At 70.9% G+C, this 12,312-nt stretch carries 10 protein-coding genes; 7 read left to right on the forward strand and 3 right to left on the reverse strand.

From position 1 onward, the window contains the following. Positions 1 to 1,185: a S41 family peptidase gene (locus OV427_RS18535; RefSeq protein WP_267857450.1), complete on the reverse strand. Its 1,185-nt coding sequence runs from the start codon at positions 1,183 to 1,185 to the stop codon at positions 1 to 3. 123 nt (positions 1,186 to 1,308) lie between these two features. On the opposite strand from OV427_RS18535, the gene OV427_RS18540 reads away from it, so the two are divergent. Beyond that, positions 1,309 to 1,953: a response regulator transcription factor gene (locus tag OV427_RS18540; RefSeq protein WP_267857451.1), complete on the forward strand. Its 645-nt coding sequence runs from the start codon at positions 1,309 to 1,311 to the stop codon at positions 1,951 to 1,953. Between the two features lie 31 nt (positions 1,954 to 1,984). Here the strand turns inward: OV427_RS18540 and OV427_RS18545 are convergent, their stop codons facing one another. Both OV427_RS18545 and OV427_RS18550 read right to left on the reverse strand, forming a co-directional pair. Further along, a complete protein-coding gene (locus OV427_RS18545; protein WP_267857452.1) occupies positions 1,985 to 2,653 on the reverse strand; it encodes a hypothetical protein in 669 nt (222 codons plus the stop codon). Next, positions 2,619 to 3,734 (reverse strand): AAA family ATPase, encoded by a 1,116-nt coding sequence (locus tag OV427_RS18550; protein ID WP_324289967.1) that lies wholly within the window; start codon positions 3,732 to 3,734, stop codon positions 2,619 to 2,621. Before OV427_RS18550 ends, OV427_RS18545 begins: the two co-directional genes overlap by 35 nt. A gap of 262 nt (positions 3,735 to 3,996) precedes the next feature. On the opposite strand from OV427_RS18550, the gene OV427_RS18555 reads away from it, so the two are divergent. From OV427_RS18555 to OV427_RS18580, 6 genes are all read left to right on the forward strand, one after another. Next, positions 3,997 to 5,541, forward strand: coding sequence for an AAA family ATPase (locus OV427_RS18555; RefSeq protein ID WP_267857454.1), 1,545 nt, complete (start codon positions 3,997 to 3,999; stop codon positions 5,539 to 5,541). Then, the gene (locus tag OV427_RS18560) at positions 5,538 to 6,368 is read left to right on the forward strand and encodes a hypothetical protein (protein WP_267857455.1); all 831 of its coding nucleotides are present in this window, start codon (positions 5,538 to 5,540) and stop codon (positions 6,366 to 6,368) included. The genes OV427_RS18555 and OV427_RS18560 overlap by 4 nt, the downstream gene beginning before the upstream one ends. Then, positions 6,365 to 8,029 carry a M48 family metalloprotease gene (locus tag OV427_RS18565; protein WP_267857456.1) on the forward strand — a complete coding sequence of 555 codons (1,665 nt, stop codon included), beginning with the start codon at positions 6,365 to 6,367 and terminating at the stop codon, positions 8,027 to 8,029. The genes OV427_RS18560 and OV427_RS18565 overlap by 4 nt, the downstream gene beginning before the upstream one ends. After that, positions 8,029 to 8,592 carry a hypothetical protein gene (locus OV427_RS18570; protein WP_267857457.1) on the forward strand — a complete coding sequence of 188 codons (564 nt, stop codon included), beginning with the start codon at positions 8,029 to 8,031 and terminating at the stop codon, positions 8,590 to 8,592. Before OV427_RS18565 ends, OV427_RS18570 begins: the two co-directional genes overlap by 1 nt. Then, positions 8,589 to 9,908 (forward strand): AMP-binding protein, encoded by a 1,320-nt coding sequence (locus OV427_RS18575; protein WP_267857458.1) that lies wholly within the window; start codon positions 8,589 to 8,591, stop codon positions 9,906 to 9,908. The genes OV427_RS18570 and OV427_RS18575 overlap by 4 nt, the downstream gene beginning before the upstream one ends. Positions 9,909 to 10,142: 234 nt before the next feature. Then, a complete protein-coding gene (locus OV427_RS18580) occupies positions 10,143 to 12,311 on the forward strand; it encodes an ATP-binding protein (protein ID WP_267857459.1) in 2,169 nt (722 codons plus the stop codon). Position 12,312 lies beyond the last annotated feature (1 nt).

Genomic DNA, 12,312 nt, shown 5'->3' on the forward strand with positions numbered 1-12,312 from the left:
TCAGCGGCGGCCCGCGGCGGAGGCGGCCACGTCGAGCGCCTTGTCGAGCTGCGGGTCCTTCCCTTCCGAGTACGGCAGCGCGTCCGGGACCTCGACGTCCACGTCCACGCCGGTGCCCTCCAGGCGCACGCCCTCCACCTCCACGTCCATGACGGCGAGGTAGAGCAGGTCCCCGTTGGACAGGAACAGGGGCGCGCCCGCGAGCACGGCGCCCGCGGTGCGCTGGCCCACGAGCGTGGCGCGTTTGTGCTTCTTGAGGGCGAAGGCAACCATCTCCTTGCCGCTGCGGGAGTTGCCGTTGACGAGCAGCACCACCGGCTTGCGCCACGTGGTGGAGCGGGTGTTGCGCTGGCCCTCGCGGTTGATGTCGGTGAAGAGGGGCACCAGCGGATTGAAGAGGTTGAGGAAGTCGGGATTGCAGCCGCCCCAGCCGTCGCGGAAGTCGATGACCAGCGCCTCGGCGCTCGCGAAGGTGCTCGTCAGGGCGTCCTGGAGCACTTCCTGGTGCTCGGTGCCGGCGCACGAGTAGAGGTGCTGGTACGCGACGCGCCGGCCGTTGTGCTCGATGACGCGCGAGCTGCCGCGTTGGACTTCCAGCCACTCGGCCTTGGGGTTCACCGTGCGCGGGGTGACGGTGAGGGCGAGGGGCGCGGCGCCGCGCGTGCGCTCCACGGAGATGCGCGTGGGCCTGCCGGCGCGTCCTTCGAACGAGGCACCGGAGAGAAGCCGGTCGCCGCGGAGGAGACCGGCGCGAGCGGCGGGGCCTCCGGCGAAGACATGGCGGACGAAGACGCCATCGGGGCGCTCCACGAGGTCGGCGCCGATGCTGGCGTATTCGACGCGGGGGAGGCGGAGGAACTGCTGGAAGATGGCGGACAGGGCGGTGTGGCCCGGGCTGCCCTTCGGGTAGAGGACGCTGTGCGAGGCGCCCAATTCGGCGAGGGCCGCGTTGGTGCGCTTCGCGAAGTCCTCCGCGCTCGTGGCGGCGGCGCCGTAGTTCCGGTGTGTCGCGCCCCAGGCCTCGGCCTTCTTCGCGTCGAAGAAGCGGGTGCGGACGAACTCCACCACCTCGTTGCCGGGCTTCACGTACGGCCCGGAAGCGGCGGCAGGGGCCCCGGTGGCGAGCAGTGCGCAGGCCACCAGGACGGCCCGACGGATTCCGAACACAGTGCGCGAAGCGCTCATCCCGTGCCTCCTCCTTCAAACTTCTTCATGGACGCCGAGCCCGCCGCCCGTGACGTCTTGAGGCTACCAGCCCCACCGCCCACACGAGCGGAGCCGCGACGTGCTGGTTATGGAAGAGGTCCCGTGCTGGACGCAGCCACCGCCCCCCTACGCCTCGCCCTCGTCGCCGAGGACCCACTCGCTCGGGGTGCGCTCTCCCGCGCGCTGGGCGACCAGGGAGGCGAGTTGCTCCTGGTGGCGGCCGGCACCCAGGCAGAGCTGGAGTCCGCGGCCGGCGAGGCCCCGGACGTGGTGCTGTGGGACACCGGCCTGCACCTCCCGGAGCACGACGCCCGCGTGGAGCCGCCCGACCTGGGTGCCCCCGTGCTCGCCCTGGTGGCGGACGAGGCCGCGGGCGAGGTGGCGCTGACGGCGGGGGCGCGCGGGCTGCTCTTCCGGGACGTGGGCCCCGCGCCGCTCGTCGCCGCGCTGCTCGCCGTGGCCCGGGGGCTCACCGTGTTCGACCCGGGGCTCTCGGAGGTCCGCGCCGCGCCCCGGGCCGCCACCTCCCCCACCAACACCCCGGGCCCGGACTCACTCACGCCCCGAGAGCGCGAGGTGCTCGCCCTGCTGGCGGAAGGGCTGTCCAACAAGGCCATCGCGGACCGGCTCTCCATCAGCGAGCACACGGCCAAGTTCCACGTCAACGCGGTGCTCGCCAAGCTCGGCGTGCAGCGCCGCACCGAGGCCGTCGTCCGCGCCGCCCGGCTGGGGCTCGTCACCCTGTGAGCAGCAGCCGGTAGCGCTTCACTCCGAAGCGTTACCGCGTCGTCTTCCGACGCGTCCGGGCCGCGCTTCCACGCTTCGAGGCCTTCGAGCGCGCGGCCTTCGCCGTGGGCCACGGGCGCCCCGTCTCCTCTTCCCAGCGGCGAACGGCCTGTGCGACGAGCGGCGCCTTCCGCTCCAGATAGCGCAGGGAAATCTCTCCCTGCTCGTACTCCCGGAGCCACTGCCGCCGGTAGCGGACGACCCGCTCGTCATGGTCCAGCCCGAGCAGCCGCAACGTGTCCTCCGCGCGCTTGCGATGCTTCGGTGGACACAAGCTCGAAACCTGGAGCTGGAGCGAAGGCAGGAGCAGCTCGAACCAGCCCTGGCGCACCTCGAACGGGTCCAGCAACTGCGAGGACTTCAGGGCCTGCTTGCGGCTGTTGAGCCACGCCGCCGAATAGCGAAGGTTGCTCCACTCGTAGGTCTGCCCGCGGTCCTCCTCGAGCGAGACGAAGTGGTCCGCGGTGCCCGGTGCGCCGAGGAACATCGCCGTATAGGCACAGCGCTGCTCGAAGGCCTCCGCGAGCTCCGCATTGAAGGCGCGCCACAAGGCGGGAGGCCGTCCCGGATGGCGCGGATTCTCTCGCAGCCACCGGGCTCCCGGCCGGCGCACCTGCGCGTCGAAGTCAGCGGGCTCGTCGGCGGGAATGCAGCGAACCACGGCGACCTCCCCCTTCCCGTGTGACGACCCACCGCGGCCAGAACGGGTCCTGCTCCGGCAGCAGTCGCTGCAGCTCGGCGTCAATCTCCTCCATCGAGGAGAGCCCCTCGGGCAACGCCTGCATCTCCTTCCGCATGAAGGCCTCGGCAGCCTCCACGGCCCTCTCGGCCTCCAGGGAGCGCGGCTGCTCCAGGCCGAAAATCTCCGACGTCAGCCAGTCATTCGCGTCTCCCTGCTTCGCCCAGGGAAGCTGCCGGAGCTGCACGGCCTCCCCCTGAAGCTCGAAGAGGAAGAGCGCGTCCCGCGCCTCGTCGAAGAAGGGCTCCAGCGATGCGAGCACCAGGGGCGAGTGCGTCGTCAGCAAGGCCTGGACGGAGGTCTCCTGGGCCAGCCCGTCGACGACCTCGATGAGCGAGCGGACGATGCGGCGCTGCCACAGCGGGTGCAGGTGCGTCTCCACCTCGTCCACGAGCAGCACGAAGCGTGAGTCCCGGGGCTGCCCGAGGATTTCGGACGCCTGCACGTGCTCGTGCCACGTCCAGACGATGAGATAGGCCAGGCCCAGGACGCGCTTCATTCCCGCCGAGGCGTGCACGACGGGGATGTTGCCGTAGGGCATGTCGATGGTCGGGTAGTCCCGAACATCCTCGACCGACAGGCGCATGGGCCTGCCGGGACGAATGGGCTCATGGCGCGGAGAGAGCTGCGCCAGCGCCCGGGTCAGCATCTGGAAGGCGGAGCCGGGTGTCCCATCGTCCTGGAGCTGCCAGCTCACCCAGTCGCGGACGAGGCCATTGCAGACCGTCTTGCCCTCGTACTGGAGCCCCTCCCAGAGTTCATCGGGCGAGAAGTGGAAGGCGTCCGGCCGGCGCGGTGCCTCGGGCTCGCTCTTCGCCTGACGGTGCCAGTAGTTTCGCGCCGGGTCCCAGACGGAGAAGCTCCCATCGACGCGGGCATAGACTGTCAGGCCGGGCATGTTCGGCCGCCCCGAGGGCCACGGCCAGAGCTGGCGGGAGGCGTCGAAGCGGCTCTCCTTCGCCGCGGCCCGGCCGCTCTTGCCGATGATGGTCCAGTCAATCAACCGGCGCCGAGCACCCCGGCGAGGCCACGCCGGCATTCCTGGCCAGGTTCCGGTCAGGGACCACCAGGCCACGTCCAGGAGGAAGCTTTTCCCGAGGCCGTTGTCGCCCGTCAGGACGTTCAACCGCGGAGCGAACGTGACATGGAGCTGGGGTGAGGGGCCCACGCCTTGAAGCCCGAGCTCTCGGAGCATGCGCGACACTTAGTCCATCCGTCCCCGCTCAACCAGTTTCACGCGCTCTGGTGCTACGCTCCCGCGTCGAATGGCCAATCAGGACTGGGTATCGCGCCTGCTGTTGGGGCGTGCTTCGGCGGACACGGCGGACAAGGGAATCACCGTCCACCTCTCGGAGCGCGACGGGGGCAGTCTCCACGACAAGATGCGGCAGGCGTACTGGTGGATCACCAACAACGCCGTCATCTGTCCTTACTACGACCTCGAGTTCGGCCAGGCCACGTCCCTCAAGACGCCCGCGGGTGACGTGGTCCACCTCCCCGAGGACACCAGCTACAGCTCCTTCGTCCTCATCCCCCTGCTCACCCTCTTCACCTGCCGCCGCGCCCTGCTCGTCGGCGGCCCCGGGCGCGGGAAGACGACGTCCGCCGTCCTCATGGCCCTGCTCTCCGGCATGAGCCGCGACGAAGTGCACCGCGGCATCCAGCGCGGCCACCCGCAGCTGTCCATCGCCGACCTGCTCGGCGCGCCGCTGCCGTCCGACATGCTCAAGGCGGAGGACCTGTCCGCCGTGAAGGTGAGCTGGCGCAAGTGGATTGGCCAGCGCGTGAAAATCATCGACGAGTACAACCGCATCCCCACCAAGACACAGTCCGCGCTCCTGTCCCTCATGGCGGAAGGGTACGCGGAGATGATGGACCAGTACGTCTACGCGGGCCGCTCGTCCTGGTTCCTCACCGCCAACGACGACCAGGGTGGCGGCACCTTCCAGGTCATCGAGGCCCTCAAGGACCGCATCGACGTCGTCGTGCGCGCCGTGCCGTTCAACTCCGGCTTCATGGACCAGCTCCTCCAGCGCCTGGAGGCGGACAAGTCCCCCGAGGAGCTGCTCCCGAAGGAAATCGTCTTCACCCCCACCGAGCTGGAGCGCGCCTACGCGTCCATCCTCGAAGTCGAGGTGCCGAAGGCGGTGCTGGAGCGCATCGCCTTCTTCCTCGGCCAGCTCGACTTCTGCCGCATGGCCTCGCCGCGCTTCGAGTTCAAGCACAAGGACACGCTCAAGCTCGCCGGCCAGTCGGTGGCCGCGGTGTGCAACGAGCAGTGCCCGCTGGACAAGCGGGTGCACCTCTGCACGCAGACGGAGAACGGCGTCAGCGTGCGCGCGTACCAGACCATCCTCCACTTCGCGAAGGCGATGGCCTTCTTCCGCGGCCATGACACGGTGGAGCTGGAGGACTTCCGGCAGATTGCCCCCTGGGTGCTGCACGAGAAGCTGGTGCCCAACACGCGCAGCGCCTTCTTCGAGGTGAAGGGGCACCGCACGCTCCTCCAGGACCGCGTGGCCTGGATTCGCCACATGTTCGACATGGCCATGTTCCGCTACGAGACGCACGAGCCCATCCGCCGCCAGGTGGCCGGGCTGCGCACCGAGCTGGACCAGGGCCTGGCTGGCGTGGACCTGCCCACCACGGAGCAGCGCATCGCCGGCATCACCACCCTGATGAACAGCCTGCTCACGAAGCAGGAGCTGTCCGGCCCCATCTACGAGGACCTCATCCACCTCAAGTCCATGTACAGCCGCTACCGCAACTACGCGACGTGGCTGAAGGAGAACCCAGGCGGTCCGGCATGAGCAGCTTCGTCGACGAGCTGGAAGCCAATGCCCGCGGGCGCTTCGTGCGCTGGAATCCCGCGCTGTGGCGCGAGCTGCTCGAAGGCCCGGGGGCGAAGCTGGGCCAGGCCCTGTCCACCTCGGGCGCCAATCCGGAGGCGTCCGAGAAGCTCCTGCGCACCTGGCTGCGCCTGGGCGCGGAGGCCATCGGCCTGGGCTACCTCTACCCGTCCAGCGCGGGCCGGCGGAACTTCTTCACCCTCGCGTGGTCGGACCTGCTGCCCCGGCTGCTCGCGCAGGCCCCCGAGGCCGGGCGCGCCGGAGCGCTCGCGCAGCTGTGGAACCTGGGGGAGAACCTGGAGTCCGCGCCGCCCTGGATGCAGCGCATCTTCTGCCGCGTGGGCGAGGGGCTCACCTCGCTCGCGGACATCGAGGCACGGCTGCGCGACACCGCGTCCCGGGCCCTGGAGCCGCCGCAGGCGAAGCTGGGCCAGAAGACGACACCCTTCCTCGTCCACCTGGCCGCCGAGGACAGCCGCTTCCTGCCCGGGGCCCTGCACTTCCTGTCCCCCACGGTGCTGTGCGTCCATGACCGGCACCGCCAGGCCACCGGCGGCCGCGAGGCGGCCACGCAGGGCCTGTGGCTGACGGGCGACGCGCCGATGCGCCTGGGCGCCATGGGCTGCCGCGAGACGCCGGAGCCCACCCACGAGCAGACCCCGGCACTGGGGTGGCTGACGTGGAACGACCCGCGCGTGGATGACTGGTACGCCACCACCGTCAATGACTGGCGCGCCGCGGGCACGATGTTCACCTCGCAGTTCGTGGTGGTGCTCCTGCCGTCATGAGCCCGCCGCGCTTCACGCCCGAGCAGGTGGACACGTGCTGGCGCGACGCGCTGGACGTGTGGGACGTGCGCGTGCACCTGAGCCCGCCCGAGCCGCACGTGCCCTTCCATCCGGATGCGGACCACCAGAACGAGCCGCTCGCGTACATCGACCTGGCGACGCGCCAGGTGTTCGTCCACTTCGAATTGCTGCACGAGATGCGCGCGGCGAACAGCCTCACCGCCGTGCTGGCGCACGAGATTGGCCACCACGCGCGCTTCCCGCACACGCTGGGCTGGGATGCGGAGCTGCGCGTGCTGGAGCAGCGGCTCATCCCCGGGCTGAAGCAGTCGCTCACCAACCTCTTCTACGACTTGCAGGTGAACGAGGTGGTGGGCCGCACGCGCGCGACGGAGCTGGCCGACGTGTACCGCGGCTTCCAGCGCATCCGGGGCACCACGGACACGTCCCCGCTGTTCTTCTTCTACCTCGCCGTCTACGAGGAGCTGTGGAGCCTGGCCCCGGGATTCCTGGCACCCGCGGTCCTGGAAGCGCCGCTGGAGAAGCGCTACCCCGGCATGCGCGCCGAGGCCCGCATGTTCGCGCAGACCTTCTACGCGCTGCCGGACGCGCGCCTCCAGTTCCTCTACTTCTGCTCCACCTTCATCCGCTACATCGACAAGCCCGAGGAGCTGACGTACTGCCTGCCCCTGGGCGGCGACGTGTCGACGCCGGATGTGGACGACCTCGACGCGGCCCTCCACGGCGCGGGGCGCTGGGAGGACGCGCTGGAGGAGGCGAAGGAGCGCGGCTGGCTGCGGGGCACGTCCGGGGACTCGTCGCCGGAGGACGCGCTGACCACCATCCGCCGCGTCACCCACCACCTGCCCGGCAGCGGACGAGGAGAGCTCCAGCGAGCGCTGGTGGGCCGGCACTACAAGCGACTGGTGGACCAGCACATCCTGAAGCTCCCGTCCGCGCCGTCGAAGCCGGAGCCGTACCTGCGCACCACGCCCGAAGCATGGGAGTACGGCGATGACCCGTCCGCCATCGACTGGACGCTGACGGTGATTTCCCAGGGCCACCTCGCGGCGGTGTCGCCGCTGCGCCGGGAGCTGGAGGCGGACCTGCCTCCGCCGTCGGACCTGGGGGTGCCCTCCGTCGAAATCTACGTGGACACCAGCGGCTCCATGCCCGACCCGGCGACGCAGTTCAACGCCATGACGCTGGCGGCGCAGGTGCTGTCCGCCTCGGCGCTTCGCAAGAAGGCGACGGTGAAGGGCGTCATCTACTCGCACGGCACGCCCGTGGTATCGCCGTGGATGTACGACGAGGAGACGGCGCGCGACTTCCTGCTCGGCTACATCGGTGGAGGGACGCAGTACCCCTTCGGGCTGCTGGACTCCCTGTCGAAGGAGCGGCCGGACGCCATGCGCGTCATCATCTCCGACAGCGACTTCCTGTCGAACGTGTCCGATGGCGACAGCATGAAGCGGCTGGTGGAGGCGGTGCGGCGCTCCCGCATGGTGGTGGCGTTCCTCGCGCTGCCGGACGACCAGGCGGCGCGCAAGGTGCTGGCGCCGGTGCTGGCGGAGCGGCGCTTCCGTCTCGTGGTGGTGACGTGGCTGTCGGACTTCGGTCCCGCGGCCGCGGCCCTGGCCCGGGCCCTGCTGGAGAACTGATGCTCTTCGACATCCAGACCCTTCGGAAGCAGCTCGCGGCGGCGCCCATCGTCTCGCCGTATCCCCACGAGTTGGCCGTGGCCATCATCTGCGACACCTTCCGGCTGGCGAACGTGCGCCCGCCCTCGCGGCAGGACTGGTTGGACCTGGAGCAGTACGCCCACCACCCGCTCTGGCGAGAGCAGGTGGTCATGCTCGCGCACCTGCTGGCCGGCTCCGCGCTGCGGGACGACTCGGCGAAGGCGCTGAAGAAGGGCACGGAGGCCACGGCCGTCCTCCGGCACTTCTTCGAGGACATCGCCCCGCTGACGGCGGAGATGGTGCGCTCGAATGCCTTCCGGCAGGAGGAGTTCCTCCGCAAGTGGGTGCGCGCGCTGGGCGGGCTGGTGCTGAACGAGTCCGCGAAGGAGTCCGCGAAGCGCCTGGACCAGCTCGACTACCGCAAGGCCCAGCAGGAGTTGAAGCGCGCGGAGGAGGCACGCAAGCAGGAGGCGGAGCGCCGCGAGCAACTGCTCCGTGAGGCGCAGCAGCGCGAGTCCGAAGCGCGAGGCTGGCGCGAGTGACGCTGGCCTTCCCCGCGGACCTGCGCGTCGCCCCGCGCGCCCACATCCGGCGGGACACCTCCACCCAGCGGCCCCACATTCCGTGGGCCGGCGCCATCGCCGGGGACCTCGCGCACCTCGCCTCCCTGGCGGATGAGCCAGAGGCCCGTGCCCTGCTGGAGGCCCGCCTGGAGGGAATGCGCACCGCGCTGCTCGCGTCTCCGTATTACGTCCGGCGACTCCAGGAGGAAGGGCTCCACCCGGGAGACCTCCAGCGACTGGAGGACCTGGGCGCCTTCCCCACGCTGGAGCGGGAGACGCTGGCGCGGCACTGGGACGCGGTGCCCACGCTGCCGGCCGAGCATGACGCGTGCGTGGTGGTGAAGAGCTCCGGCTCCACGGGCGCCCCGGTGCGCGTGGTGCGCGACAGGCGGGACTGCCTGCACATGTGGGCGGTGCTCCGCTTCCTCGTGGCGCGCGCGGGCGCCGTGCTGCCGCCGCGTCCCCGCGTGGTGTTGCTGGACGCGCTGCCGGGCGGGCTGGAGTACTCGGTGCGGCTGCCCATCTTCCATGACGGCGCGCTGCACCGCGTGTCCGCCCTGCGCGACGACGCCCGCGAGCGCCTGTGCCGCGTGCGCCCCGCGGTGCTCTTCTCGGACCCGGAGGGGCTGCGCTGGCTCGCGGAGCAGCACGACGTGCCCACGCCCCGTCTGATTCTCACCTCCGCGCAGCACCTGCCCGCCGGGCTGCGCGCCACGCTGGCGCGCAAGGTGCCCGCGCCCGTCCTCAACTACTACGCGACGACGGAGACGGGCCCGCTCGCCTGGGAGTGCCTGCGCGAGGATGCCCCCGGCCGCTTCCACGTCTTCGCCCCCGACGTGTGGCTGGAGCCGGGAATGGACGAGGTGGTGGTGACGCGGCTGCGCCCCAGCGTGCTGCCCCTGCTGCGCTACCTTCCGGGAGACGCGGGCACGGTGGGGCGGGACGCGTGCGCGTGTGGCTTCCACGGCTGGACGCTGGAGGGCTTCGGCGGGCGCGGCGCGTGTCACTTCCTCACGCCTTCCGGCCGAACCGTGGATGCATGGGCGCTGGCCTGGGTGTTCAAGCACCATGCATTGCGCGCCTTCCGCCTGTCCCAGGTGCAGCGCGCGCGATTCACGCTGGAACTGGCCGACGCGGTGGAGCAGGACGTCGGCCCCCTGTGCGAGCGACTCACCGCGGCGCTCCGCAACCTGGGATGGATGGAGCTCCAACTGGATGTGTCTCACGTCGAGCCCACGACGCTCGCCACTGGAGCCAAGCCCCAGCCGTTCCGTACAGGCCCGCTTGCCGGCTGAGTCATCTCCGCACGCCACTCAACACCGGCCCCCGGAGGCAGCGCGCACCCCCATCGAGCGTGCTACTCCGGAGACACTCGCCCACCTTCCGGGGGACACACCCGTCATGAACGAACAGCGCCGTCGAGTGGCCAGGGTGTCCCGGCCTCCCGAACCCCGCCTGGATGAGCACCTGGCCATGGCGACTGACCGGGCCCACGCTCTTGTCTCCGCTCCGTGAGGGAGTCCGTTTCCGTGTCCACCCCTCCGCCCTCGCAGCCAGCGCTCCCGCCCGCCGCCCCCCGCCTCACGGTGCCCGCCGCGCCCGGGCTCCGGCTCCTGTCCGGAGACTCCGAGCGCCCGCGCCGCCTGCAGGCCCGCCACTACGGCGAGGCCCTGCTCGCGTTCCTGACCGCGCTCCTCGTGCAGCGCCTGCTGTGGCCCTACATGGACGCCAGCCCCTTCGTGCTCTTCTTCGCCGCCATCATGTTCTCCGGCTGGCGGGGTGGCTGGGGACCGGGACTGCTCACCCTGGTGCTGTCCCTCGCGGCGACGGACTACTTCTTCCTGGCGCCGGTCCATTCCATCAAGCTCCAGCCGTGGAACGGCCTTGCGCTGGTCCTCTACTCGCTCGTCGCGGTGTTGATGACGAAGCTGAACGCGATGCACCGCGAGGCAGACACGGCGCGCCTGGAACTGCTGGAGCGCGAGCGCACGGCCCGGCGCGCTTCGGAGACCGAGCAGGCCCGGCTCCACGCCCTCTTCATGCATGCCCCGGTGAACATCGTCTTCACCCGGGGGCCCCAGCACGTCTACACCTTCTCCAATGCCCTGAACGACGCGCTGCTGGGCCGCCAGCCGGTGATGGGAAGGCCGGTCCGGGAGGTGGTGCCGGAGGCGGAGCCCCAGGGCCTCGTCGCCGTGCTGGACCGGGTCTACACCACCGGCGAGCCCTTCATCGGCCCGGCGCTGCCCGTGCGCTTCACACCGCCGGACGGCCCGCCGCGGGAGGCCTTCCTCAACCTCGTCTACCAGCCCACGCGGAACGAGCAGGGTCGGATTGACGGCCTCGCCGGGTTCGGCTTCGACGTGACGGACCTGGTGAAGGCCCGCCAGCAGGCGGAGTCGCTGGCCACCGAGCTGCGGCACGCCGAGGCCCGGGCGCGGGTGCTCGCCGAGGCCAGCGCGGCGCTGTCCGCGTCCCTGGACTACGAAGCCACCCTGCGCAACATGGCGAAGCTGGTGGTGCCCACGCTGGCGGACTGGTGCTTCGTCGACCTGGCGGAGCCGGATGGGACGTTCCGCCGGATGGAGGTGGCCCACGCCCTCCCGGAGGACGCGGACCTGGCGCGCGACGTCCAGCGCTTCCAGCTCCTCCCCGAGGGCAACCGCCACCATCCCCCCACCGAGGCCCTCCTGCGGGGAGAAGCCATCCTCGTCGATGGCATGACGCCCGAGCGCCTCCGCGAGAGCGCGCACGACGAGGAGCATGCCCGGGTGATGGTGGCCACCGGCCTCGTCTCGCTCATCTCCGTGCCGCTGGTGACGCGCGGGCGGACGCTGGGGGTGCTCACCTTCTTCACTTCGCACTCCGGCCGGCGCTACACGGAGGCGGACCTGTCCTTCGGCAGGGAGCTGGCGCACCGGGCCGCGCTCTCCATGGAGAACGCGCGCCTGTACCGCGAGGCCCAGGAGGCCGTGCGCCTGCGCGACGAGTTCCTGTCCATCGCCAGCCACGAATTGAAGACGCCGCTCACCCCGCTGAGCCTGAAGCTGCAGGCGCTCGCGAGGGAGCTGGCCCGCCACCCGGAGGCCGTGCCCAGGCGCGTGGTGGAGAGCTACGTGGAGGTCGGCGCGCGCCAGATAAAGAAGCTGTCGGAGCTGGTGGGCGACCTGCTGGACGTGTCGCGCATCACCGCGGGCCGGCTCACGCTGGAGCTGGAGGACGTGGACCTGGTGCCGCTCGTGCGAGAGGTGCTGGCCCGCTACGAGGCGCAGGCGGCCCGCGCCGGCTCCACGCTCCACTTCGAGGGCGTCGACGCGCTCCTCACGGGGCGGTGGGACCGCCTCCGGCTGGAGCAGGTCATCACCAACCTGGTGGACAACGCGGTGAAGTACGGCAGCGGCAGGCCCGTCCACGTGCGCGTGGAGCCGAGCGGGAGCGGGGCCCGGCTGACGGTGCGCGACGAGGGCATCGGCATTGCTCCGGAGCACCTGCCGCGCATCTTCGGCCGCTTCGAGCGCGCCGTGTCCGAGCGCCACTACGGCGGCCTGGGGCTGGGGCTCTACATCACCCGCACGCTGGTAGAGGCGCTCGGAGGAAGCGTACGGGTGGAGAGCGAGCACGGCGAGGGCTCGACCTTCACCGTGGAGCTGCCGGTGAGCGCCGAAGCAGCACCCGTGAGAGCAGCGGCCGCGCGCTGAG

It is taken from the genome of Pyxidicoccus sp. MSG2, from assembly GCF_026626705.1.
In the GTDB taxonomy this organism is placed as follows: Bacteria; Myxococcota; Myxococcia; order Myxococcales; family Myxococcaceae; genus Myxococcus.

Excerpts from the sequence above, each read along its gene's own strand:
- OV427_RS18535 (WP_267857450.1), bottom strand. The coding sequence starts at position 1,185 with ATGAGCGCTTCGCGCACTGTGTTCGGAATCCGTCGGGCCGTCCTGGTG.
- OV427_RS18555 (WP_267857454.1), top strand. The coding sequence starts at position 3,997 with ATGGCCAATCAGGACTGGGTATCGCGCCTGCTGTTGGGGCGTGCTTCG.
- OV427_RS18560 (WP_267857455.1), top strand. The coding sequence starts at position 5,538 with ATGAGCAGCTTCGTCGACGAGCTGGAAGCCAATGCCCGCGGGCGCTTC.
- OV427_RS18565 (WP_267857456.1), top strand. The coding sequence starts at position 6,365 with ATGAGCCCGCCGCGCTTCACGCCCGAGCAGGTGGACACGTGCTGGCGC.
- OV427_RS18570 (WP_267857457.1), top strand. The coding sequence starts at position 8,029 with ATGCTCTTCGACATCCAGACCCTTCGGAAGCAGCTCGCGGCGGCGCCC.